The following is a 22,947-nucleotide window of genomic DNA, read 5'->3' as shown; positions in this document are numbered from 1 at the left end:
TACGACAAGGCAGCCCGCTGTGCGAGCTGCCTTGCCTGGCAACGGTGTTAGTTCATCACTGGCCGGGCGGCATCAGCACCGTGTCGATCATGTACACCGTCGCGTTGGCGGTGTGCACCCCTCCGCACACCAGGCCCGCGTCGTTGACCTTGAGGTCGTTGCCTTGGCCGGTGGCCGTGGCCTCAGCGCCCTGCAAGGTCTTGTGAGCGCCGTCGACCTTCGCCGGGCTGAGCTGACCCTGTACCACGTGATAGGTCAGGATGCTCGTCAACTTGTCGGCGTTGGTCTTGAGCTCGTCGATGGTCGCGGCGGGCAGCTTGTCGAATGCCGCGTTCGTCGGCGCGAACACCGTGTACTGGCCGTTGTTGAGCGTGTCGACCAGGTTCACGTTGGGATTCAGCTGACCCGACAGCGCTGATGTCAGCGTGCTCAACATCGGGTTGTTCGACGCGGCCGTCGCGACCGGGTCCTGCGCCATCCCGGCCACCGAAGCCGGTCCGGTCGGGTGCAAAGCCGCGTAATCGGCACACCCAGACCCGATCAGATCGGCTGCGGGATCCGCCATCGCACTCGGGGTGCTCGCCGCCGAACTGGTGACCGGAGTCATGGTGGTCTGTTTCTCAGACTCGGATTTGTCGTTGGCACACGCGGAGAACCCCAGGACAGCGATTGCTGCCACAGCGATGGCGAGTGTCTTGGACGCAACGTCCTTCATTCCGGTTCGGCTCCTTCGTCAAGGCGGCAGCGCCGCCGCTTACGGGTCGGACAGTTCTGATTCGGAGTGACGGCCATCACGGATGGGTGGCCCGGCCAACCTTTTGCGGGTCCTCTCCGAATAGCTGATGTGCAGCAGTCATCCGCGCGCTCGGTGGCGGTGATCGGCAGCGGTGTGGCCGGTCTGACCGCCGCCTACGCCTTGTCCGGACGCGACCGGGTAACGCTGTATGAGGCGGACACCCGACTGGGCGGCCACGCGCACACCCATGACGTCGACCGCGGCGACGGCACCATCGTGAACGTCGACTCCGCATTCCTGGTGCACAACGACCGCACCTACCCGACGCTGTGCCGGGTGTTCGCGGATCTCGGTGTGGTGACCCAGGAGTCGGAGATGTCGATGTCGGTGCGCGCCGAGGCCACCGGCCTGGAATACGCCGGTGCCCTCGGTGTCAGCGGGCTGTTCGCGTGCCGGCAGGCCACCCGACCGCGTTATCTGCTCATGCTCGCTGAGATCGTTCGGTTCCACCGCGCCGCAACGCGGCTACTGAGCGGCGACGACGACGACGATCTGGAAACGCTGGACGACTTCCTGCGCCGGCACCGCTTCTCGGCGTTCTTCGTCGAGCACTTCATCACACCGCTGGTGGCGGCGGTGTGGTCCTGCGGCGCCGACGACGCGCTGCGCTACCCCGCCCGCTACCTGTTCGTGTTTTTGCGCCACCACGGCATGCTGTCGGTGTTCGGCTCACCGACGTGGCGCACGGTGACCGGCGGTTCGCACCGCTACGTGCAGGCCATCGCGTCTCGGCTGCACGAGGTCTGCACCGCTACTCCGGTGCACTCGCTGCGCCGGCTGCCCAACGGGGTGCTTGTGCAGGCCGGCGCGCAGACACCGCGGACTTTCGACGCCGCGGTCATCGCCGTGCATCCCGACCAGGCGCTGCTGCTGCTCGACAACCCATCGGCATACGAGCGGGCCGTCCTCGCGTCGATTCCGTATTCGACCAACCGCGCGCAACTGCACACCGACGAGTCGGTGCTCCCCCGGCATCGGCGTGCCCGCGCCTCATGGAATTACCTGATCACCGCCGGCAGCAGCCCGGTCGTGGTCACCTACGACATCAGCAGGTTAATGCGCATCGACGCCGATCGCCGTTTCCTGGTCACACTCGGCGGCCACGACCGGGTCGATCCGCGATCGGTGATCGCCGAGATGACCTACAGCCATCCGCTCTACACCGCGGAATCTGTTGCCGCGCAACGACTGTTACCTACCCTCGATGACGATCGGGTGGTGTTCGCCGGCGCCTACCACGGGTGGGGATTCCACGAGGACGGCGCGGCGTCGGGGCTGCGGGCGGCTCGGCGGCTGGGCGCCGATCGGCCGGCACGAACCGAGCAGGTGACGGCGTGCTGACCCCGGCGATCTACCGCACGACGATTACCCACAGCCGGCAGGCGCCGGTGCGTCACTTTTTCGAATACCGCAGCTACAGCTGGTATATCGACATCGACGAGTTGCCGGCACTGCCGTGGTGGCTGCGGCCGTTCGCTCGGTTCCACGCTCAAGACCACTTCACCGGCGCTCCTGGCGACTCGCTGCGCGAGCGGGTCGACGCCTTCCTCACCGAGCATCACGTGCCACGGGCGGGCGGACGGGTGACCGCGCTGCTGCAGGCACGGGTACTGGGCTACGTGTTCAACCCGATCAGCGTCTTCTGGTGTCATGACCGCGACGGCGCGCTGCGTCATGTGATCGCCGAAGTGCACAACACCTACGGGAAGCGCCACGCCTATCTGCTGCCCCCGGCGAATACGCCGGTGCAGGTCGCCAAGAAGTTTTATGTGTCGCCGTTCAATCCGGTGACGGGTCACTACCAGGTGCTGGCCCCGCGCCCCGATACGCGGGCAGAGGTGGTGGTGACGCTGCACGGCGACGGGGAACCGGCGTTCGTCGCGACGTTGCGGGGAACCCGGCAACCGGCAACCGTGCGGCACGTCGCGCAGATGCAGTTGCTATCGCCGTTGGCTCCGCTGGTGGTCGCGTTGCGCATCCGAATCCAAGGGATCAGGTTGTGGTTGCGAAAAGTACCGGTCGTGCCGAGGTGAGTATCGTCGACCAACCCGCCTCCGGCGCAATAGATTCCGCGCGGTGGCCCGCCGTGGCGACCGTGCCGTCGGGTCCTCTTGCCGCCGCATCGGCAGTGATTGCCGACCGGTTGCTGCGCCGCGCGGCCACACGATTGCCGCTGAGACTTGTCTACCCCGATGGTGCGGTGATCGACGCCGGCGGCCCGACGGCGCCAACCCTGGTGATCAACCAACCGGATGCGATGGCCCGGCGGATCGGACGACACGGCCTGATCGGTTTCGGCGAGTCGTACATGGCCGGCGAGTGGGAGACCGACAACCTGACCGACGTGCTGGCTGTCTTCGCCGCGTCGGTGGACGAGCTGGTGCCGACTGGGCTGCGCTGGCTACGGCCGATTGCCCTTGCTGCCCAGCCTCGTTCGCCGCACAGCGCCCGCGAGCAAGCACGGCGCAACATCGCTGCCCACTACGATTTGTCCAACAACCTGTTCAGCGAATTCCTCGACGAGACCATGACCTACTCGTGCGCCCTGTTCGACCGCCTACCAGCATCGTGGCCTGATCTGGCGGACGCCCAGCGGCACAAGATCGATCGGCTGCTCGATGCGGCCGGGGTACAGGCCGGCAGCCACGTGCTCGAGATCGGCACCGGCTGGGGCGAGTTATGCATCCGCGCGGCTGCGCGGGGCGCGCGGGTTCGCTCGGTGACCTTGTCGGTGCAGCAGCAGCGACTTGCGCAGAAACGCGTCGCCCTGGCTGGTGCGTCCGACCGGGTTCGGATCGACCGCTGCGACTACCGCGATGTCGATGGACGCTATGACGCGGTGGTGTCGGTGGAGATGATCGAAGCGATCGGCTACCACGCCTGGGCGGATTACTTCCGAACGCTGCAGCGGCTGTTGAGCCCCAGCGGACTGGCCGCCATACAGGCGATCACCATGTCGCACTACCGGATGCTGGCGACCCGCAGGACACATACCTGGATTCAGAAGTACATCTTTCCCGGGGGGCTGATTCCCTCCGCCGAGGCGATACGGCGAATCGCCGCTCGTCACACCGATCTACGTACCGTCGATGACCTGGCGCTGCGACCGCATTACGCCGAGACGTTGCGGCTGTGGCGGGAACGATTTATGCAGCGACGAGTTACCTTGTCACACATCGGCTTCGATGCGGTCTTTGCCCGGATGTGGGAGTTCTACCTAGCCTACGCTGAGGCCGGATTCCGGTCGGGGTACCTCAACGTCTACCAGTGGACATTCGCGCGCGGAGATGCTCGATGAACCTCACGTTGTTTGCTGTCGTCTGCGGTGTTTCGATCGCGGCGATCGCGGTGATCCAGGCGGTCGCCTTGGTGATCGGGCGACGCATCGGCCGCTACAACGTCGTCGACGTCGCCTGGGGAATCGGCTTTATCGCTGTCGCGGTCGTCGCGGCGGCTCTCGGTGACGGCGACGCCCCACGCAGGTGGCTGGTGCTGGTACTGGTCGCGGTGTGGGGATCGCGGCTGAGCTGGCATATCCACCGCAAGTCGGCCGGCAAAGGTGAGGACCCCCGCTACGCCGACCTGTTGCGCGGCGCCACCCTGAGCCAAGTCGTGCGTAAGGTCTTCGTACTCCAAGGATTTGCCATCTGGTTCGTCGCATTGCCCTTACAACTGTCGGCCGTCAGCGGACCCACGCCCCGGCCGTTGCTGCCTGTCACCGTGGCCGGCGTGCTGCTGTGGACGGTCGGCGTCGCCTTCGAAGCCGTCGGAGACCGCCAACTCCATGTGTTCAAAGCCGACCCCGCGCATCGTGGAAAGGTGATGGACCGCGGCTTGTGGGCCTGGACGCGGCATCCCAACTACTTCGGCGACGCCTGCCTGTGGTGGGGATTGTGGCTGGTCACCATCACCGGCTGGTGGTCATTGGCGACCGTGCTTTCCCCGCTGCTCATGACCTATTTCCTGGTCTACGGTAGCGGCGCCCGGCTGGCTGAGAAGTACATGGCCGGCCGCCCGGGTTTCGACGAATACCAGCGACGGACTTCGTTTTTCATCCCACGTCCGCCGGGATAGGCCGAAGATGCCGACCGCCGTGGTGGAGAGGATAGGCTACCGGTCGATGACCGGACCGCCGCGGCTCAGTAGCGACCTCGACGCATTACTGCGCCGAGTAGCCCGTCGAGACCCCGACGCATTCGCCGCCTTTTACGATCACACCAGAACGCGGGTGTACGGATTGGTGGTCCGCGTACTGCGCGATTCGGGCTACAGCGAAGAGACCACCCAAGAGGTCTACCTCGAGGCGTGGCGGACCGCAGGCAGTTACGACCCCGGCAAAGGCTCAGCGCTGTCGTGGCTGTTGACGATGGCGCACCGGCGCGCCGTTGACCGGGTGCGCTCCGAGCAGGCCGCCGGCCAGCGCGAGTCACGTTACGGCGCGGCGAACCTCGACCCGCCCAACGACGTCGTCGCCGATTCGGCGATCGCCAGTGACGAGCGCCGCCGAGTGAGCGAGTGCCTCGACGGCCTGACCGACGCACAGCGGCAGTGCATTCAGATGGCCTATTACGACGGGCTGACCTACCTCGAGGTGTCCCGGCGGTTGTCGGCCAACCTCTCGACGATCAAGTCCCGAATGCGCGACGCGCTGCGCAGCCTGCGTGATTGCCTGGGTGTGCCATGACCGAACCGACCTTCGACTTGCTCGAGCTGGCCACGCCGTATGCGTTGCACGCCATTTCCGACGAGGAACGGATTGACATCGACCGCCGGCTGGCCGCCGCACCGGCAGCGGTCGCGCAGGCCTTCCGCGACGAGGTGCGCGCAGTGCGCGAGACGATGGCCGTGGTGTCGGCCACGACCGCCGCAGAGCCGCCGGACCAGCTGCGGGCCGCGGTGCTCGCGGCGGTCAATCCCCGCTATTTTCGTTGGCGCACAGCTGCTTTGGCTGCTGCTGCGGCGATCGTGGTGGGCCTCGGGGCGTTCGGGGTGGGAGTGGCGCTGCGACCGCCTGCTTCCCCGACGGTCGCCGAGCAGATCCTGGCGGCACCGGACGTGCGGACAGTGTCGGGCCCGCTCGCCGAGAATGGGACGGCGACGGTGGTGTTCTCCCGCGACCGCAACGCCGGCGTGTTGGTGATGAACAACGTGCCGCCGCCGTCGCCGGGCACCGTGTATCAGATGTGGCTGATCGGCGATAAGGGCCCGGTCTCGGCGGGAACGATGAACACCGCAACCGTCACGCCGTCCACCACCGCGGTGTTGACTGACCTCGGGAATTCGAGTGCGCTGGCCTTCACCGTCGAACCGGGAACCGGATCGCCCCAGCCGACGGGGAAGATCTTTGCCAAGTTGCCGTTGAGCTAGGAAGGCGTCAGTGTTGGATATGCGGTGGACACGGCTAACGCGTGCGGCGCTGGCAACAGCGGCGCTGTCGACGCTGGTCGGCTGTACGACTTTGGTTTCCGGCTCGGCGGTCAAGTCGCCGGGCGCGGAAAGCGCCAAAACCGGGCCGTGTGAAGGTGTTTCGGCGCCAATGACGTCAATCGAATCCCATTCTCCCGGCGAGCCGCAGTTACGGATACCGCAACCGCAGGGGTGGGAACGCACGACGCTGTTCGACTCGCAGATCGTCCGGTACGCCATCGTGAACCGGGACCTGATCGCCAAGAAATTCGCCCCCAACGCCGTGGTCACGCTGGAAACCGCCGACGGCTCCGCGGACCCTCAGGAGGTACTTGACGGCGAGCGGAGGGGCTTGACCGCCGGACTGGGGGCTACTGATCTGGTCACGACCCCGACCACACGGTGCGGGTATCGCGCCGAAAGCGTGACCTACACCGCGCCGCCGATGGGCGAGATACCGGCGCGTCGCTCCACCATGCTGGCCGTAGTGGGCGTCTTCGGTGGCAAAACCTACGCCACCACCCTCACCGTCGGCTCCGCTGATCCGGACAACCCGGCGTTCACGCGCGATGCAAACACGATTTTGACCGGCTTTCAGATGCTGCCGCCGGGCACGAGCTAGTGCTCGCGCGGTTTGCCCAAACTGCCCAGCATCGCAACGACAACGCCGCACACCGCCAGCGCGGCGCCTGCCGCCAATGTCAGGTTGAGCCAGTCGTGCAGGCTGGCTTCGGCGTGCCCGACCATGGCCTCGGCGAGGCGGCGCATGTCGCCGGCGGTGTGGTTGAGCGCAGCGTCGATCCGGCGGCGGGCGACCTCAACGGCCGCCCAACCGGCCGCGCCGACCAACAGTGCCGACACACCAACGCTGGCCAGCGCCCGGCCACGGCCGCGGGCGGCGACCAACGTCAACACCGCGCAGACCCCGGCGAGCACCGCCGCGCCAAGGCTTACCCACGGTCCCCAGCGCGCCAGTGGACGTAGTTTGCCCGGCTGCAACGTCTTTGGCGGTGATACCGTCACCGGGACGGTCAGCGTCGACGGCGTCTGCACGTGGTAGTCGGACAGCGTCTGCTGTAGAGCGCTGTCTTCGAGCATCGGCGCCAGATCGATGACCCACGGGTCGGACCCGACCGCGGGGCGAGTGAACAGCCACGCGTGCACGGCCCGGTTGGCCTGCGCGAAGTCCGAAGGGAACGACGGGCCCGCGGTGTAGGCGCTGGCAACACCGTGCACCCGCGACGGGTCAACGCGGTAGCCGTGCTCCCTGATCAGCTTCGTTGCGCTGGCGCTCAGTTGCGATGCCGCCGCGGCCTGCAACGCCGGATCACCCGCCGCCTCCCGGGCCAGCTCCGCATACCCGTCGGCGCTGACGATGTTGTGCTGCGCCCACGCCGTCGGCACCGCCACCGCCAGCGCCAGCGTGGTCAGCAGCCACAGCAGCGCCGTGACTGCGAACCGCACTAGCCCCGCTTCGCGGCGCGGCGCGGCCTTGCCAGCGCCATCTTGGTCATCATCCGGTTCATCCGGGTCAGCGCCTTCAGCGAATTGTGGTAGTAGTTGCCGCCCGCGCCGACGTTGGTGCGCGGTGCGACCACCGTTTCGACCCGGCAGTACTTGCGCAACCCCTCCGCACCGCCAAACCGCGCCCCGATGCCCGACGCCTTCCAGCCGCCCATCGGAGCGGTGGTGCACATCAGATTGCTGATCACGTCGTTGATATTGACTGCGCCGCAATCAAGTTGCAGTGCAATCTCTTTGGCGCGTGCTGCATCTTTGGAGAACACCGAGGCGCTCAGCCCGTATTCACTGTCGTTGGCCAACCGGATCGCTTCTTCGACGGTGCCCACCTTCATGATCGGCAGCGTGGGACCGAAGGTTTCCTCGGTCATACAGCTCATCGAGTGGTCGACGTCGACCAGCACCGTGGGCGGATAGAAGCTGCCCGGACCGTCGGGGCGCTGCCCGCCGGTCAGCGCACGCGCGCCGGCAGCCACGGCCTCGGCGACGTGGCGCTCGGTGACCGCCCGCTGCCCCTCGTCGATCAGGGCACCGTAGGTGAACCCATCGCCGGCGCCCACCTGCAGCGCCTTCACGTCGCGGACCACCGCGTCGACGAACTTGTCGTAGACCGCCTCGAGGACGTAGACCCGCTCGACCGACACACAGGTCTGGCCTGCGTTGAACATCGCGCCCCACACCGCGGCGTGGGCGGCCAGGTCGATGTCGGCGTCCTCCAACACGATCATCGGGTCTTTGCCACCCAATTCCAGGCTGACCGGTGTCAACCGGCGCGCCGCGCGCTCCATGACCTTGCGGCCGGTGGCGCTGGAACCGGTGAACTGCAGGTAATCGACGTTGTCGATGACGGCCTCGGACACCGCCCGGGCGCCCTGCGCCAGCGCAAACACGTCGGGCGCACCGGACTCCCGCCAGCCACGGCGCAGCACCTCTGCGGTCAGCGGGGTGCGCTCGGACGGCTTGAGCAGCACCGCGCATCCCGCCGCCAGCGCGCCGATACCGTCCATCAGCGCATTGGCCACCGGGTAGTTCCACGGCGCGATGATCCCCACCACCGGACGCGGCCGGTAGTGCAGCGTGATTTTCTTGATCGCCAGGAACGGCAGCGCCGCAGGCCGGGTTTCGGGGGCGAGCGCCTTGTCCATCATCTTGATGACGTACGACAGGATCATGATCAGCAGCGGCACCTCTTGGGCCGCGTCGACCGCCGACTTGCCGGTTTCCTTGATCAACAGCTCTTCGATCTCGTCGCGGTGCTCGCCCAGCCATACCGCGTAGCGGGCCAGCGCCTTGGCGCGCCCCTTGGCGCCGCGCTGCTCCCATTCGCGTTGGGCGGCGCGCAGCTCCGCGGCGATCGCCGGTACGTCGGCCGGATCGGTCCACTGCACTTCACCGGCCACGGCGCCGGTCGCGGGGTTGCGGACGCTGCCGGTGCCGGTGAACTCAGGGGTGGGTGCTGGCGATGTGGTGGCGGTCATACCGGCCATGCTAGCCGGGGCTCTGACGTGGGTCGACAGGTGTCAAGTTCGCCCCGGGCGATCACGTTCGCCGATGCGCGACACCGAGCACGTAGGCGGCCTGGCCTAGATGCTGGGCGCAATCGTCGATGATGCTGACCAGTCGCATGCTCGCCGTCACCGGCGGATCCCAGTTCGTGTCCACGACGCGGGCCAACTCGTCGCTGGTGACGCTGACGACGTACTCCAGCGTCAGCTTGTGCACGGCGTGGTAGTAGCCGGCCAACAGGTCGCGCGATGCCTGCACTTTCGCCACATCCTCCGGGCTGTGCCCGTAGCCCGTGTCGTCGCGCGGTAAATCCAGTCCGAACCGATCCACCCAGCCGTCGCGGGTCCAGACCTGCTCCACGCCGGCGATGTCGGCAAGCTGCGCGTCCTGCACCCGGGCGCTGTGCCAGACCATCCACGCGATGCTGTTGGCGTTCGGGCTCTGCCGGTAACTGGACTGTTCTTCGGTCAACCCATCGGTGATCTGGTCGACGTGCTCGATCAACCGGGTGAACGCGTCGCGAAGCAATTCCTGGGCGGCGGCATCGGATTCGGCCATGCTGCCGACGCTACGCCCCGTGGAACACCGTCTCGACGTTGTTGCCGTCGGGGTCACGCACGAACGCACCGAAGTAACCGGGGTGATACTCCGGCCATAGCCGCGGCGCATGCAACGACTCGGCGCCGAGGGCCAGCGCGGCCTCGTAAAACGCGGTGACCGCGTCGGTGTCTGCGGCTTGGAAGGCAACGTGGATCTCGCGGTTAGGTCCCATCCCGGCGCCCTCGGCGATCCAAAACGCCGGATGACCGTCGCGGCCGTAGCCGATGGCTTCACCGAAATCCATCTGCCGGCTGTAGCCGAGGATGCCGAGTACCCGGTCGTAGAACTGCTGAGCTTTGGCGTAGTCGGCGCAGTTGATGCCGAAGTGATCGATCATGGAAGAGAGCCTGGCATGGGCCACCGACAGGGTCGTAGATTATTTAGATGACCTACGACCTCGTCATCCGCCACGGCACCATCGTCGACGGGCTGGGAGGTGAGCCCTACGTCGGCGACGTCGGGGTGCGCGACGGCGTGATCGCGGCGGTCGGCGTCCTCGACGGTTCCGGCGAGCGGGAGATCGACGCGACCGGGCTGCTGGTCACGCCGGGGTTCGTCGATTTGCACACCCACTACGACGGTCAGGCGATCTGGTCGGACCGGCTCAACCCGTCGTCGGCGCACGGTGTGACCACGGTGGTCGTGGGCAACTGCGGGGTGGGGTTTGCGCCATGCCGCGCCGAAGACCACGACGTGCTGGTCGACGTGATGGCCGGCGTCGAGGACATTCCCGGTGTCGTGATGACCGACGGGCTGCCGTGGACGTGGGAGACCTTCGGCGAATTCATGGATGCCCTGGACTCCGGCCGGCGCGATATCGACGTGGCGGCCTATCTGCCGCACTCGCCGTTACGGGTCTACGTGATGGGCCGGCGCGGCGCCGACCGCGAACCGGCCACCGCCGAGGATCTGGCCACGATGCGGGCGCTGGCCAAGGAAGCCGTCGAGCTCGGCGCGTTGGGGTTCGCGTCGTCGCGGCTGGCGACGCACCGCACCGAAGGCGGACAACAGATTCCCAGCTACGACGCCGGGCAGAACGAAATCCTCGAGATCGCCCGCGGCATCGCCGACGGCGGCGGCGGCCTGATCCAGTTTGTGCCGGACATCCCGGCCGGCGGGTATCAGCCAGTGCTGCAGCAGGTGTTCGACGCCGCCGGGGACACCGGCCTGCCGGTGACGTTCACGCTGGTGGTCGGCAACTCCGGTGATCCGCTGTGGGAAGACGCGATCACGATGGTGGAGAAGGCCAACGGCGCCGGCGCCGATATCACCGCGCAGGTTCTGCCCCGGCCGATCGGGCTGATGATCGGCCTGGATCTGACCGTCAACCCGTTCATGCTCTATCCCAGCTATCGCGAGATCGCGGAGTTGCCGCTAGCTGAGCGGGTCGCGCAGATGCGCCGGCCGGAGGTGCGGGTCCGCATTCTGGCCGACAAACCGACCGAGGCCGCGCTGAATCCGTTGTTCTATTTGGCGCAGGCCTGGGATTGGATCTTCCCGCTGGGCGACGAGCCCGACTACGAGCCCGACGCGTCGAACAGCATCGCGGCCCGAGCCCGGGCGCGTGGTGTGGACCCGGCCGAGGAGGCCTACGACCGGCTGCTCGACGACAACGGCCACGCGATCCTGCTCGGCGCGATGGCCAACTTCCAGGCCAATTCGCTGACCACCATCGGTGAACTGATCCGCCGCGACGACGTCGTCCTGGGCCTCGGCGACGGCGGCGCCCACTACGGAATGATTTGCGACGCAAGCTATTCCACGTATCTGCTAACCCATTGGGTGCGTGACCGGGCGTCGGGGCGGCTGTCGGTGGCCGAAGCCGTTCGCGAGCTGACGTCGGTGCCGGCCCGTGTCGCCGGGCTGGGCGACCGCGGCCGCATCGCCGTGGGCTACAAGGCCGACCTCAACGTCATCGACCACGCTGGCCTGCGGCTGCGCAAGCCGGTGGTCACCTACGACCTGCCCGCCGGCGGGCGTCGGCTCGACCAGACCGCCGACGGATATGTGGCCACGATCGTCGCCGGTGAGGTGATCGCGCGGGACGGTGTGCCGACCGACGCCCGCCCGGGTCGGCTGGTCCGCGGCCGCCAAGCGTCGCCCGCCGCCTCCCGCTGACTGCGCGGCTCCTCTCCCACTGACTGTGCGGTTTCATACGCGACTCGCCGCTGATCGCGGATAAATTCGCACACTCACCACGTCTTCGGGCAGCCACGGGCGATCAGGGCGGCACCGACCCGGCCGAGGAACACACTCGGGGTGTTGTGCAGCATCCCGCTGGTCAGCCTGATGTCGGTCCAGCCCAGCTCGAACACCCTGGCGTAACGTTCGACGTCCCAGGTCCGCTGCCTGGGATCGGTCCAGTGGTGGGCGCCGTCGAAGTCGACGCCGACGAGCCATTCCGGCCAGCCCATATCGATGCGAGCAATGGCACAACCGGTCTCGTCGTAGACCGGGATTTGGGTCTGCGGCAGAGGAAAGCCAGCTTGGACCAACAGCAGACGAGTCAGCGACTCGTAGGGCGACTCAGCGCCGCCGTCGACGAGTTGCAGCGTCTTTTCCAGCTGCCGTAGACCCCGAACGCCTGGATGTCTGGCGATCACGGCCTGTACATCGGTTGCCTTGACATCAGTGGCGTTCATCAGCGCGTCGAGACGCTGCACGCCCTCCTTGAGTCCGAGCCGCCTGCCGATGTCAAAAGCGGTGCGAGCAGGTGTGGTTGCGGGCAATCCGCAGACCGTTTGCGTTTCACCGGGCAGCAGTGTGTCGGTGTGGACACAGATCAGCGGCGGCGGCCGCCGGTTACTGTGGACGAGCTCCGCGGGCGTCTCGACGTCGATCCATTTGGTGCCCAGGAGTTCAGCGGCCGAGAGGCCGGCGATCACGGCTTTACGGCCCGACCATAGCCAGGCCGCGCGAGAACGCTGACGCGCCGACAGCTCGGCTCCTCGCGGCACCCACACGCCCGGGTACACCGCAGCATGGAAGCGGCGCAACTCGCGGAAGGTCAACGCTCCGGCAGCCAACGCCTCGGCTCCCCGAAACGGCCAAACAACTGTCTCCATCGCCGCCAGGATCCGCCATCGCCAGCCGCGCGGCTTGCGGCCATCCACAGCGCCGGTGCCGAGTGTGCGATCAGATACGCAGGACGCGGCGCGTCGCGTATGAAACCGCACAGCCGGCCAGCAGCCGACAGCTCAGACGATGCGCTGCGCCGGAGTCGAGCGGGCAACCAGCTCCGCGTCGCGGGTGACCACGTCGCCGAGCACCTGATCGATGCGGGCCAGCAGCTCGTCGGGAATCTGCACCCCGGCGGCCTTGACGTTCTCGGTGACCTGCTCCGGCCGCGATGCGCCGACCAGCGCCGCGGCGACGTTGTCGTTCTGCAGCACCCATGCGACGGCCAGTTGCGCGGTCGTCAGCTCCAACTCTTCGGCGATCGGCCGCAACTGCTGCACCCGCTCGAGCACGTCGTCGGTCATGAACCGCTTGATGAAATTCGCGCCGCCCTTGTCGTCGGTGGCACGTGACCCGGCCGGCGGCGGCTGACCGGGAAGATACTTGCCGGACAGCACGCCCTGGGCCATCGGCGACCAGACGATCTGGCTGAGCCCGAGTTCCCGGCAGGCCGGAATGACCTCGGGCTCGATGATCCGCCACAGCATCGAGTACTGCGGCTGACTGGAGATCAGCGACACCCCGAGTTGGCGGGCCAGCGCGTGGGCGGCCCGGATCTGCGCGGCGGACCATTCGCTGACCCCGATGTAGAGGGCCTTGCCGGCGCGCACGATGTCGGCGAAGGCCTGCATGGTCTCCTCCAGCGGGGTGAAGGAGTCGTAGCGGTGGGCCTGGTACAGGTCGACGTAGTCGGTCTGCAGTCGGCGCAGCGACCCGTCGATGCTCTCCATCATGTGTTTGCGCGACAGGCCGGTGTCGTTCTTGCCCAGGGGATCTGGGCCGGTGGGCCAGTACACCTTGGTGAAAATCTCCAGCGACTCACGCCGTTGACCCTTCAGCGCCGCGCCGAGCACCTCCTCGGCGCGGCCGTTGGCGTACACGTCGGCGGTGTCGAACGTGGTGATGCCACAGTCCAGCGCGGCGTGCACACAGGCGGTGGCGACGTCGTTTTCGACCTGTGAGCCATGAGTGAGCCAGTTGCCGTAGGTGATCTCCGAGATCTGCAGACCCGAGTTGCCGAGGTAGCGGAATTCCATACGCCCCATCCTGCCGAAGTAAGCTCGAACCATGAGCAAGAAGGTGGATCTCGACCGGCTCGCCGACACGCTGCGTGACTACGGGTTCGCCTACGTGATCAGCGTCGACGACGATTACCGCGCCCACACCGCGGCCGTCACACCGGTGCTCAATGACGGTGTGCTGCGGATCGGGACGGTCGGTCGACACACCCGCGCCAACACCGAAGCCCACCGCGACGTCACCGTGCTGTGGCCGCCGCAGACACCGGGTGGCTACTCGCTGATCGTCGACGGCCACGCCGAGACCATCGACCCGTTGACCGTCAGGCCCACCCGCGCCGTGCTGCACCGGCCCGCCACCTCAGACTCCCCACCGAGCACCTGCAGCCCCGCCTACGACTGCGTGAACCTCACCGAGGTCTGACCGTCCGCGCCGCGCAGCAGCAGCGGCATCCCCGCGACCATGAAGACGACGCTGTCGCTCTGCGCACCGATGCGCGCGTTCACCGTCCCGAGCAGATCACGAAACAACCGCCCGGACGCGGTCGCCGGGACGACCCCGCTGCCCACCTCGTTGCTCACTCCCACCACCGGCAGCGGGCAGTCCCGCCACGCCGCCACCAGTTCGTCGATGTCGGCGTGCACGGCGTCCAGCCCGACCCCGTCCCACGCCTGATGGACGTCGATCCGGGCGGTCAGCCAGGTGCCCAGGCAGTCCAGCAGCACCGGCGCTCCGGCAACGCGCAATTGCGCTGCCGCATCGGCGGTTTCGATGGTTCGCCAGGATGCCGGCCGGCGCGCCTGGTGCAACTTCACCCGTTCGGCCCACTCCTCGTCGCCGTCCCGGGTGCCGCCGGTAGCCAGGTAGATCACTTCGGGCTCGGCGGCCAGCAGCGTCTCGGCGTAGGCCGACTTGCCCGACCGCACCCCGCCGAGCACCAGGGTGCGGGCCGGCAGCAGCGGATCGGGGCGGGCTGCACCCATGCGCACCACGTCGCCGTCGCGGCCCGCGCGTGCGCCCCACTGGCCCAGCACGCGCGCCAGTTCGGCACCGGGCGGGTTGTGATGGCTCAGGTGGATCGCGACGACGTCGGTGCTGTCGACGACGGCACCGGATTGGCGCAGCTGCGCGAGCGTGCGGGCAAATGTCGGCAGGTCGTGGTGCTCGGTGCCGTGGTCGGTGAACGTCCCGAACGTCTCCTCGAGGAACACCGCGTCGAAGCCCGCGCCCGCGATCGCGGCGTGCACGCTGTCCGGCAGCGGGCCGGTGTCGGTGGCCCACAGGATGCGGTCGTCGCCGCGTGCGATGTCGTAGAGCACGGCATCGGCGCCGAGCTCGGAATCGTGAGCTGCCTCCAGCACCCGCACCCGGTAGCGGTCCAGCGTGATGTCGTCGCCGGGGTGGACCGCGACGAACCGGACGGGGTCGTCGGGAGCGACCCAATCCTGGCACTGCTTCAGCGCGCTCGGCGGACCGAGCACCTCCAGCGGCTCGGTCCGGCCGGCCCAGTGCCGCATCAGCAGCGCCGCAGGGCCGACGTGGTCGCTGTGGCCGTGCGTGAACAGGATGTGGCGGACATCGGCCAGCGAGCGGCCGCATCGCACCGCGGCCCGCGGTGCCTCGGGACCGCAGTCCAGCAGCACAGTGTTGTCGAGCAGCCCGGCGGTCTGGCCGCGGATCTCGCCGGCGGCCATCGCCCACCGACAGGAGGCACAGCGGCAGAACGGGCTGGGCCAGCCGTCGCCGCTGCCGGTGCCCAGCAACAGAATCTCCACGCCGTTATTGTCGTTGACTCTGCGCCTACCAGACGGCCCACCCGCACTTTTGTCTGGTGCACGCAGAGTCAACGGCGGTGCAGACGAAAAATGCGCACGAAAAAGCCCGGCCTGCCGAAGCAGACCGGGCTTTTTCGTGCAACCAGACTTCTAGAAGTCCATGCCGCCCATGCCACCGGTCGGGTCGCCGGCGGGAGCGGCGGCCTTCTCCGGCTTGTCGGCGACAACGGCCTCAGTGGTCAGGAACAGACCGGCGATGGACGCCGCGTTCTGCAGCGCCGAACGCGTCACCTTGACCGGGTCGGCGACGCCGGCCTTGAGCAGGTCCTCGTACTCACCGGTGGCGGCGTTCAAACCGGTCCCGGCGGGCGAGTTGCGGACCTTCTCGGCGACCACGCCGGGCTCCAGCCCGGAGTTGAAGGCGATCTGCTTCAGCGGAGCCTCCAGCGCCACCTTGACGATGTTGGCGCCGGTGGCCTCGTCACCGGACAGCTTCAGCTCGTCCAGCGCCGGGGCCGTCTGCAGCAGGGTCACGCCACCACCGGCGACGATGCCCTCCTCGACGGCGGCCTTGGCGTTGCGCACCGCGTCCTCGATGCGGTGCTTGCGCTCCTTGAGCTCCACCTCGGTGGCGGCTCCCGCCTTGATCACCGCAACGCCGCCGGCCAGCTTGGCCAGCCGCTCCTGCAGCTTCTCGCGGTCGTAGTCGGAGTCGCTGTTCTCGATCTCGGCGCGGATCTGGGCCACCCGCCCGGCGATGGCGTCGGAGTCACCGGCGCCCTCGACGATGGTGGTCTCGTCCTTGGTCACCACGACCTTGCGGGCCTTACCCAGCAGCGACACGTCGGCGGTCTCCAGCGAGAGGCCGACCTCTTCGCTGATGACCTGGCCGCCGGTCAGGATCGCCATGTCCTGCAGCATCGCCTTGCGGCGGTCACCGAAGCCGGGAGCCTTGACGGCCACCGACTTGAAGGTGCCGCGGATCTTGTTGACGACCAGGGTGGACAGTGCCTCGCCCTCGACGTCCTCGGCGATGATCAGCAACGGCTTGCCCGACTGGATGACCTTCTCCAGCAGCGGCAGCAGGTCCTTGACCGTGGACACCTTGGAGCTGACCAGCAGGATGTAGGGCTCCTCGAGCACCGCTTCCTGACGCTCGGCGTCGGTCACGAAGTAGCCGGAGATGTAGCCCTTGTCGAACCGCATACCCTCGGTGAGCTCGAGCTGCAGGCCGAAGGTGTTGGACTCCTCGACGGTGATGACACCCTCGTTGCCGACCTTGTCCATCGCCTCGGCGATCAGGTCGCCGATCGACTGGTCACCGGCCGAGATAGCCGCGGTGGCAGCGATCTGCTCCTTGGTCTCGACCTCCTTGGCGCCCTTGAGCAGCGTCTCGGTGACCTTCTCGACGGCCTTCTCGATGCCGCGCTTCAGGCCCAGCGGGTTGGCGCCGGCCGCGACGTTGCGCAGACCCTCTTTGACGAGCGCCTGGGCCAGCACGGTGGCCGTGGTGGTGCCGTCACCGGCGACGTCGTCGGTCTTCTTGGCGACCTCTTTGACCAGCTCGGCGCCGATCTTCTCGTAGGGGTCTTCCAGCTCGATCTCCTTGGCGATGGAAACCCCATCGTTGGTGATCGTGGGAGCGCCCCACTTCTTCTCCAGGACGACGTTGCGGCCCTTGGGGCCCAACGTCACCTTTACCGCGTCGGCGAGGCTGTTCAGGCCCCGCTCGAGGCCGCGACGGGCCTCTTCGTCGTACGCAATTGTCTTGGCCATTGCGAAGTGATTCCTCCGATTGGGGATGACACGTCCGGGCCGGGTGCAGTGCCCGCGACGGACGGCTCGGGTGTGTTTCCGCTGGCGCGGCCCGTGCCTCACCGTCCCGACCTAGCACTCGCCGGTCGCGAGTGCCAACACATTCTTAGCACTCGCCCATGGAGAGTGCAAGGTCACATACGCCGGGCTCCGCGCCCGGTTCAGGGCAGGTCGAGCAGCTCTTCGTAAAACCCGCCGAAACCGCGCACCGGGTTGACGAGATGGACCTCGAGGATCCAGTGGCAGGTCAGTCCCGAGCTGTCGCGGCGGCGCATCGGCCGGCGGGATCCCGGTTTGAGGTACCACTGCGCGCCGTTCCCGCCGAGCTTTTTGTGCGGGAATTGGCCCACCAAGTGTCCCGCAATGGGGCTGCCCCACTCGTAGCCTTCGGCCCGGGCCTGCCCGACGACGTGGTCGAACAGTTCGGCGCCGGTGATCTCCGGATGCTCGTCGAAGTAGGCACGCCCGGCCCGCCACACCCGGGGCAGCGCGTCGCGCAGGGCGAGCTTGTCCGGGTCGTCGCCCAGCACGAAGGTGCGCCCGAAGTCGGCCTCCCACTGCTCAAAGATCGGGCCGAAGTCGCAGAACACGATGTCGTCGGCGGCGATCACCCGATCCGGCGGGTTCTCGGCAAACGGGTGCACGGTGTTCTCGCCGGCCCGCACCACCCGCTTGTGCCAGTGCTGCGTCATCGCGAACATGTCGGCGGCCAGGTCGCGGATCTCGTCGGACAACTCCCGCTCGCTGACGCCGGCGCGCAGCATGCCCCGCCGTTCGATCTCGTCGAATAGCCGCGCGGCCTTGTCTTGCGCGTCGAGAAGACGCGCCACCCGAACGCTTTCCTCGGCGACCAGCTTGTCCACCGCCACGATACTACGGCCTATGCACGCTCCGATGCCATTGCGCTACAGTGCATCTCGACAGATAGGAGTCCTCGGGTGCGGGCAACCGATGCGCCCAGCACCCGAGCATTGCGGGGCTGGCAGCGGCGAGCCTTGGTGCGCTATCTGACCGGCAAGCCGCGGGATTTCCTGCTGGTCGCCACCCCGGGCGCGGGAAAGACCGCGTTTGCTCTGCGCATCGCCGCAGAGCTGTTGGCAGATCGCAGCATCGAGGCGATCACCGTGGTGGTGCCCACCGAACACCTCAAGGTGCAATGGGCACTGGCGGCGGCCGCCGACGGCATCGCGCTGGACCCCAAGTTCCGCAATAGCGCCGCGCACACCTCGGCCGAATACGACGGCGTCGTCGTCACCTACGCCCAGGTGGCCAGCCACCCAACACGGCACCGGGTGCGCACCGAGAGCCGGCGAACCCTGGTCATCTTCGACGAGATCCATCACGGCGGCGACGCCAAAAGCTGGGGCGACGCCATCCAGGAGGCCTACGGCGACGCCACCCGCCGGCTGTCACTGACCGGCACACCGTTTCGCAGCGACGACGCCGCCATCCCGTTCGTACACTATGCGCCCGACCGCGACGGCTTGCTGCGCTCACAGGCCGACCACACCTACGGCTACACCGAGGCGCTGGCCGACGGCGTGGTGCGCCCGGTGGTGTTTCTGGCCTACTCCGGCGAGGCCCGCTGGCGAGACAGCGCCGGCGAGGAGTACGCCGCGCGGCTCGGCGAGCCGCTGAGTGTCGAGCACACCACCCGGGCCTGGCGCACCGCGCTGGACCCGGCCGGCGAATGGATGCCGGCGGTTATCGCTGCGGCCGACACCAGGTTGCGGCAGCTGCGCGCCGGCGGCATGCCCGACGCCGGCGGCATGGTGATCGCCTCGGACCAAAAAGCCGCGCGCGCCTACGCCGGCCTGCTGACCAGGATCACCGGCGAGACACCGACCGTCGTGCTTTCCGACGACCCGGGTGCGTCGGAAAGCATCGCGCGGTTCGCCGCGGACACCAGCCGCTGGCTGGTCGCGGTGCGGATGGTGTCAGAGGGCGTCGACGTCCCGCGGCTGGCCGTGGGTGTCTATGCCACCAGCGCCTCGACGCCGCTGTTTTTCGCCCAGGCGATCGGCCGGTTCGTCCGGTCGCGGCGGCCCGGGGAAACGGCGAGTGTGTTCCTGCCGTCGGTGCCCTCGCTGCTGCTGCTGGCCAGCGAGCTGGAGGCGCAACGCAACCATGTGCTGGGTAAGCCGCACCGGGAATCCGACGAACTGGTGGCCGCGCAGCGCCGCCAAAGTGAGCCGTCGGAGCTCGAGAACGGGTTCACCTCGCTGGGCGCCGACGCCGAGCTGGACCAGGTCATCTTCGACGGCGCGTCGTTCGGCACCGGCGGCGACGAGGACGACTACCTCGGCATCCCGGGTCTGTTGGATGCCGGTCAGATGCGAGACCTGTTGCGGCGCCGCCAAGCCGAACAGCTCGAGCGGCGCGGCAGTGACGCCGAGCCGGTCATCCGGCACGGTCAGCTGCGCGATCTGCGCCGCGAGCTCAACGCATTGGTGTCGGCGGCGCATCACCGAACGGGCAAGCCACACGGCTGGATTCACAACGAACTGCGACGCATCTGCGGCGGACCGCCAGTTGCGGCGGCCACCACCGATCAGCTCAAAAACCGCATCGAGGCGGCCCGCAAGCTGTAGCGGATATGCCGATCGCCTGACGTGAGCTGCGAACGGTGCTGCAATTTACGCATGAGTATGGAATTTGCCGCCGGGCGCGTGGGCAGGGTGGTTGCTGTCGTCGGGCTTGGCGGCGGGCTGCTGCTGACAGCGCCGGCAACGGCGTTGGCGTCGACTCCGATCACCTTCGAGTTGACGGGCACATTTGCCGAGGGTGTGCAGGTGTCGTATTTCGGCGCGGACGACGAGCCCGAAACCGCTGTTGTGAGTTTGCCGTGGTCGACAGCGTACGACTACAACGGAAGCGCGCCGTCGCTGAGTTTCAGCGGCGTTCACCCCGGCGGCGACCCAGGGTCGGTGACATGCCGAGTTTCCGTTGGTGGGCGGACGGTCGTCTCGAAGACCAACAACGCACCCAAGAGCGCCGGCACGGGCGCCTGGTGCAACATGGTCAACATGGGCTCGGGGTATCGCGGTACCTCGGGCTGATCCGGCGGAGTCGACCATGCCCCCCACGTCCGGGTACGGCGTGCCGTTGTCTACCCCATCGAGCCGCCGTCGGGCACAAGCGATCATCCGTGGGTATCGTTTGGCGCCATGAGCGCAGGAGGCAAATGGTCACAAGCCGACGTGCCGGACCAAAGCGGGCGCACCGCGATCGTCACCGGTGCTAACACCGGCCTGGGCTACCACACCGCCGCGGCGCTGGCGCAAAGCGGCGCGCACGTCGTACTGGCGGTGCGCAACCTGGAGAAGGGCAACGCCGCGCTGGCGCGCATCGTCGCCGCCTATCCGCAGGCCGACGTCACCCTGCAGGAACTCGACCTGAGCTCGCTGGATTCGGTCCGCACCGCCGCCGATGCGCTGCGCAGGGCCTACCCGCGCATCGACCTGCTGATCAACAACGCCGGCGTGATGTGGACACCCAAGCAGGTCACCGCCGACGGCTTCGAAATGCAGTTCGGCACCAACCATCTCGGCCACTTCGCGCTGACCGGGCTGCTGCTCGACCACCTGCTGCCAGTCCGCGGTTCGCGGGTGGTGACCGTCAGCAGCATGGGCCACCGCATCCGTGCGGCCATCCACTTCGACGACCTGCAGTGGGAGCGCCGCTACGACCGGATCGGCGCGTACGGCCAGTCGAAATTGGCCAATCTGCTGTTCACCTACGAGCTGCAGCGGCGGCTCGCCGCGCAGCAGAAGAACACCATCGCGGTGGCCGCACACCCCGGCGGCTCCAACACCGAATTGGCGCGCAACATCCCGACCATCCTGAAACCGGTCGCCTCGGTGCTGGGTCCGCTGGTCTTCCAGAGCGCGGCGATGGGCGCGTTGCCGACACTGCGCGCGGCCACCGATCCCGACGTCGAGGGCGGGCAGTACTACGGCCCCGATGGTCTGGGCGAGCAGCGCGGTCACCCGAAGTTGGTGTCGTCCAGCGCGCAGTCCCACGACGAAGAACTGCAGCGCCGGCTGTGGGCGGTCTCCGAGGAACTCACCAACGTGACGTTCCCGGTCTGATGCGTTCGGTCGAGGAACACCAGCGTGTCGTCGACGAGCTGATCGCAGCGCGTCCGGCCGCCACTACCGGCCTCGCCGAAGCCGAGCACCTGGTACTGGCCGACAACGTGGCGGCGACCGTGTCGCTGCCGGTTTTCGACAACTCCGCGATGGACGGCTACGCGGTGCGGGCTGCCGACATCGTCGGCGCGACAGCCGAGAGCCCGGTGACACTGCCGGTGGCCGAAGACATTCCGGCCGGGCGCACCGACATTCCCACCCTCGAGGCCGGCACCGCGCACCGGATCATGACCGGGGCGCCGATGCCGCCCGGGGCCACAGCGGTGGTGCCGGTCGAGGCCACCGACGGGCGGACCGACGTCGTGACCATCCGCGAGGCTGCCGACGAGGGGCGCCACATCCGTCGCGCCGGCGAAGACGTTGCCGCGGGCACCACCGTGTTACGGGCCGGGCAGGTGGTCACCCCGGCGGCGGTGGGGTTGGCTGCCGCACTGGGCCTGCATGAGCTGCCGGTGATACCGCGGCAGCGGGTGCTGGTGATCTCGACCGGATCGGAATTGGTGTCGCCGGGCTCCCCGCTGCAGCCCGGCCAGATCTACGAGTCCAACTCGATCATGCTGGCCGCGGCGGTCCGCGACGCCGGCGCCGACGTGGTCGCCACACCGGCCGTCAGCGACGACGTCGCGCAGTTCGCTGCGGTGCTCGACCGCTACGCCGCCGAGGCGGATCTGATCATCACCAGCGGCGGCGTCAGCGCGGGCGCCTACGAGGTGGTCAAGGACGCGTTCGGCCGCGACGGCGATCAGGGCGTGGACTTCGTCAAGGTCGCCATGCAGCCCGGCATGCCGCAGGGCACCGGCCGGGTCGCGGGCACGCCCATCATCACGCTGCCGGGCAACCCGGTCAGCGCGCTGGTGTCTTTCGAGGTGTTCATCCGCCCGGCGCTGCGCGCCGCGATGGGCCTGCCCGACGCGCACCGGCCGCGACGGTCAGCGGTGCTCACCGAAGCGCTGACCTCGCCGCGCGGTAAGCGCCAGTTCCGGCGCGGAGTCTTCGATCCCGGCGCCGGCACCGTCACCAGCTGGGGTCCACCGGCGTCACACCATCTGCGGTGGTTCGCGTCGGCGAACTGCCTGCTCGACATTTCCGAGGACGTCGAGCAGATCGCGGCCGGATCCGAGCTGCGGATCTGGGATCTGCGCTGAGTGCATGTCTGCCGAATGTGGGCTTGATGCACGCC

The 22,947-nt window shown here is 67.9% G+C and carries 23 protein-coding genes; 13 read left to right on the top strand and 10 right to left on the bottom strand.

Annotated features, from left to right (window positions below; translation table 11 throughout):
- Positions 1–55 precede the first annotated feature (55 nt).
- Positions 56–715 carry a fasciclin domain-containing protein gene (locus A5707_RS09520; protein WP_065014246.1) on the bottom strand — a complete coding sequence of 220 codons (660 nt, stop codon included), beginning with the start codon at positions 713–715 and terminating at the stop codon, positions 56–58.
- A 129-nt stretch (positions 716–844) separates the two neighbouring features.
- Between A5707_RS09520 and A5707_RS09515 the strand changes: the two genes are divergently transcribed.
- The 7 genes from A5707_RS09515 (at position 845) to A5707_RS09485 (ending at position 6,824) form a co-directional block, all read left to right on the top strand.
- On the top strand, positions 845–2,137 hold the full coding sequence (locus A5707_RS09515; RefSeq protein ID WP_065014245.1) for an NAD(P)/FAD-dependent oxidoreductase: 1,293 nt from the start codon (positions 845–847) through the stop codon (positions 2,135–2,137).
- Complete coding sequence (locus A5707_RS09510) at positions 2,131–2,829, top strand: DUF1365 domain-containing protein (RefSeq protein ID WP_065014244.1); 699 nt, start codon at positions 2,131–2,133, stop codon at positions 2,827–2,829. Before A5707_RS09515 ends, A5707_RS09510 begins: the two co-directional genes overlap by 7 nt.
- On the top strand, positions 2,826–4,094 hold the full coding sequence (locus A5707_RS09505; RefSeq protein ID WP_065014243.1) for a class I SAM-dependent methyltransferase: 1,269 nt from the start codon (positions 2,826–2,828) through the stop codon (positions 4,092–4,094). Before A5707_RS09510 ends, A5707_RS09505 begins: the two co-directional genes overlap by 4 nt.
- Positions 4,091–4,870, top strand: a complete 780-nt coding sequence (locus tag A5707_RS09500) for a DUF1295 domain-containing protein (protein ID WP_065014242.1) — start codon at positions 4,091–4,093, stop codon at positions 4,868–4,870. The genes A5707_RS09505 and A5707_RS09500 overlap by 4 nt, the downstream gene beginning before the upstream one ends.
- Before the next feature lie 46 nt (positions 4,871–4,916).
- On the top strand, positions 4,917–5,480 hold the full coding sequence (locus A5707_RS09495; protein WP_065014272.1) for a sigma-70 family RNA polymerase sigma factor: 564 nt from the start codon (positions 4,917–4,919) through the stop codon (positions 5,478–5,480).
- On the top strand, positions 5,477–6,163 hold the full coding sequence (locus A5707_RS09490) for an anti-sigma factor (protein WP_065014241.1): 687 nt from the start codon (positions 5,477–5,479) through the stop codon (positions 6,161–6,163). Before A5707_RS09495 ends, A5707_RS09490 begins: the two co-directional genes overlap by 4 nt.
- A 169-nt stretch (positions 6,164–6,332) precedes the next feature.
- Entirely contained in the window at positions 6,333–6,824 is a 492-nt protein-coding gene (locus tag A5707_RS09485) for an LpqN/LpqT family lipoprotein (protein ID WP_197495295.1), read from the top strand.
- On the opposite strand, the gene A5707_RS09480 is transcribed toward A5707_RS09485, so the two are convergent.
- The 4 genes from A5707_RS09480 to A5707_RS09465 all read right to left on the bottom strand — a co-directional run bounded on the left by A5707_RS09480 (position 6,821) and on the right by A5707_RS09465 (position 10,166).
- Positions 6,821–7,666: a hypothetical protein gene (locus A5707_RS09480; RefSeq protein WP_065014239.1), complete on the bottom strand. Its 846-nt coding sequence runs from the start codon at positions 7,664–7,666 to the stop codon at positions 6,821–6,823. The two genes, A5707_RS09485 and A5707_RS09480, sit on opposite strands and share 4 nt — an antisense overlap.
- Positions 7,666–9,201, bottom strand: coding sequence for an aldehyde dehydrogenase family protein (locus A5707_RS09475; protein WP_065014271.1), 1,536 nt, complete (start codon positions 9,199–9,201; stop codon positions 7,666–7,668). Before A5707_RS09475 ends, A5707_RS09480 begins: the two co-directional genes overlap by 1 nt.
- A 61-nt stretch (positions 9,202–9,262) precedes the next feature.
- On the bottom strand, positions 9,263–9,787 hold the full coding sequence (locus A5707_RS09470; RefSeq protein ID WP_065014238.1) for a mycothiol transferase: 525 nt from the start codon (positions 9,785–9,787) through the stop codon (positions 9,263–9,265).
- A 10-nt stretch (positions 9,788–9,797) separates the two neighbouring features.
- Entirely contained in the window at positions 9,798–10,166 is a 369-nt protein-coding gene (locus tag A5707_RS09465; protein ID WP_065014237.1) for a VOC family protein, read from the bottom strand.
- Positions 10,167–10,213: 47 nt separating this feature from the next.
- On the opposite strand from A5707_RS09465, the gene A5707_RS09460 reads away from it, so the two are divergent.
- The gene (locus tag A5707_RS09460) at positions 10,214–11,947 is read left to right on the top strand and encodes an N-acyl-D-amino-acid deacylase family protein (protein ID WP_065014236.1); all 1,734 of its coding nucleotides are present in this window, start codon (positions 10,214–10,216) and stop codon (positions 11,945–11,947) included.
- 74 nt (positions 11,948–12,021) lie between these two features.
- On the opposite strand, the gene A5707_RS09455 is transcribed toward A5707_RS09460, so the two are convergent.
- Positions 12,022–12,894, bottom strand: coding sequence for a hypothetical protein (locus tag A5707_RS09455; RefSeq protein ID WP_065014270.1), 873 nt, complete (start codon positions 12,892–12,894; stop codon positions 12,022–12,024).
- 132 nt (positions 12,895–13,026) lie between these two features.
- Complete coding sequence (locus A5707_RS09450) at positions 13,027–14,043, bottom strand: aldo/keto reductase family protein (protein WP_065014235.1); 1,017 nt, start codon at positions 14,041–14,043, stop codon at positions 13,027–13,029.
- Positions 14,044–14,074: 31 nt separating this feature from the next.
- On the opposite strand from A5707_RS09450, the gene A5707_RS09445 reads away from it, so the two are divergent.
- Positions 14,075–14,449, top strand: a complete 375-nt coding sequence (locus tag A5707_RS09445; protein WP_065014234.1) for a hypothetical protein — start codon at positions 14,075–14,077, stop codon at positions 14,447–14,449.
- Here A5707_RS09445 and A5707_RS09440 read toward each other — a convergent pair.
- The 3 genes from A5707_RS09440 to A5707_RS09430 form a co-directional block, all read right to left on the bottom strand.
- Entirely contained in the window at positions 14,419–15,801 is a 1,383-nt protein-coding gene (locus A5707_RS09440; RefSeq protein WP_065014233.1) for a bifunctional adenosylcobinamide kinase/adenosylcobinamide-phosphate guanylyltransferase, read from the bottom strand. The two genes, A5707_RS09445 and A5707_RS09440, sit on opposite strands and share 31 nt — an antisense overlap.
- 150 nt (positions 15,802–15,951) lie before the next feature.
- Positions 15,952–17,577 carry a chaperonin GroEL gene (gene groL / locus A5707_RS09435; RefSeq protein ID WP_065014232.1) on the bottom strand — a complete coding sequence of 542 codons (1,626 nt, stop codon included), beginning with the start codon at positions 17,575–17,577 and terminating at the stop codon, positions 15,952–15,954.
- 200 nt (positions 17,578–17,777) lie between these two features.
- A complete protein-coding gene (locus tag A5707_RS09430) occupies positions 17,778–18,470 on the bottom strand; it encodes a M24 family metallopeptidase (RefSeq protein ID WP_065014269.1) in 693 nt (230 codons plus the stop codon).
- Positions 18,471–18,554: 84 nt separating this feature from the next.
- Here A5707_RS09430 and A5707_RS09425 point away from each other — a divergent pair, with 84 nt between their 5' ends.
- The 4 genes from A5707_RS09425 to glp all read left to right on the top strand — a co-directional run bounded on the left by A5707_RS09425 (position 18,555) and on the right by glp (position 22,912).
- Positions 18,555–20,207: a DEAD/DEAH box helicase gene (locus A5707_RS09425; RefSeq protein ID WP_065014231.1), complete on the top strand. Its 1,653-nt coding sequence runs from the start codon at positions 18,555–18,557 to the stop codon at positions 20,205–20,207.
- Between the two features lie 51 nt (positions 20,208–20,258).
- Positions 20,259–20,675 carry an MmpS family transport accessory protein gene (locus A5707_RS09420; RefSeq protein ID WP_065014230.1) on the top strand — a complete coding sequence of 139 codons (417 nt, stop codon included), beginning with the start codon at positions 20,259–20,261 and terminating at the stop codon, positions 20,673–20,675.
- Between the two features lie 108 nt (positions 20,676–20,783).
- On the top strand, positions 20,784–21,707 hold the full coding sequence (locus A5707_RS09415) for an SDR family NAD(P)-dependent oxidoreductase (protein ID WP_065014229.1): 924 nt from the start codon (positions 20,784–20,786) through the stop codon (positions 21,705–21,707).
- Entirely contained in the window at positions 21,707–22,912 is a 1,206-nt protein-coding gene (glp, locus tag A5707_RS09410; RefSeq protein ID WP_065014228.1) for a gephyrin-like molybdotransferase Glp, read from the top strand. The genes A5707_RS09415 and glp overlap by 1 nt, the downstream gene beginning before the upstream one ends.
- Positions 22,913–22,947: the final 35 nt, after the last annotated feature.

Source organism: Mycobacterium kyorinense (assembly GCF_001672775.1).
GTDB lineage: Bacteria > Actinomycetota > Actinomycetes > Mycobacteriales > Mycobacteriaceae > Mycobacterium > Mycobacterium kyorinense_A.
Note: the sequence above shows the minus strand (reverse complement) of the source record. Positions and strands in the feature narration are given on the sequence as shown.

Coding starts and splice junctions, on each gene's coding strand:
- A5707_RS09520 (WP_065014246.1), bottom strand. CDS start 715: ATGAAGGACGTTGCGTCCAAGACACTCGCCATCGCTGTGGCAGCAATC.
- A5707_RS09500 (WP_065014242.1), top strand. CDS start 4,091: ATGAACCTCACGTTGTTTGCTGTCGTCTGCGGTGTTTCGATCGCGGCG.
- A5707_RS09495 (WP_065014272.1), top strand. CDS start 4,917: ATGACCGGACCGCCGCGGCTCAGTAGCGACCTCGACGCATTACTGCGC.
- A5707_RS09490 (WP_065014241.1), top strand. CDS start 5,477: ATGACCGAACCGACCTTCGACTTGCTCGAGCTGGCCACGCCGTATGCG.
- A5707_RS09485 (WP_197495295.1), top strand. CDS start 6,333: ATGACGTCAATCGAATCCCATTCTCCCGGCGAGCCGCAGTTACGGATA.
- A5707_RS09475 (WP_065014271.1), bottom strand. CDS start 9,201: ATGACCGCCACCACATCGCCAGCACCCACCCCTGAGTTCACCGGCACC.
- A5707_RS09470 (WP_065014238.1), bottom strand. CDS start 9,787: ATGGCCGAATCCGATGCCGCCGCCCAGGAATTGCTTCGCGACGCGTTC.
- A5707_RS09465 (WP_065014237.1), bottom strand. CDS start 10,166: ATGATCGATCACTTCGGCATCAACTGCGCCGACTACGCCAAAGCTCAG.
- A5707_RS09460 (WP_065014236.1), top strand. CDS start 10,214: ATGACCTACGACCTCGTCATCCGCCACGGCACCATCGTCGACGGGCTG.
- A5707_RS09455 (WP_065014270.1), bottom strand. CDS start 12,894: ATGGAGACAGTTGTTTGGCCGTTTCGGGGAGCCGAGGCGTTGGCTGCC.
- A5707_RS09450 (WP_065014235.1), bottom strand. CDS start 14,043: ATGGAATTCCGCTACCTCGGCAACTCGGGTCTGCAGATCTCGGAGATC.
- A5707_RS09445 (WP_065014234.1), top strand. CDS start 14,075: ATGAGCAAGAAGGTGGATCTCGACCGGCTCGCCGACACGCTGCGTGAC.
- groL (WP_065014232.1), bottom strand. CDS start 17,577: ATGGCCAAGACAATTGCGTACGACGAAGAGGCCCGTCGCGGCCTCGAG.
- A5707_RS09420 (WP_065014230.1), top strand. CDS start 20,259: ATGAGTATGGAATTTGCCGCCGGGCGCGTGGGCAGGGTGGTTGCTGTC.
- A5707_RS09415 (WP_065014229.1), top strand. CDS start 20,784: ATGAGCGCAGGAGGCAAATGGTCACAAGCCGACGTGCCGGACCAAAGC.
- glp (WP_065014228.1), top strand. CDS start 21,707: ATGCGTTCGGTCGAGGAACACCAGCGTGTCGTCGACGAGCTGATCGCA.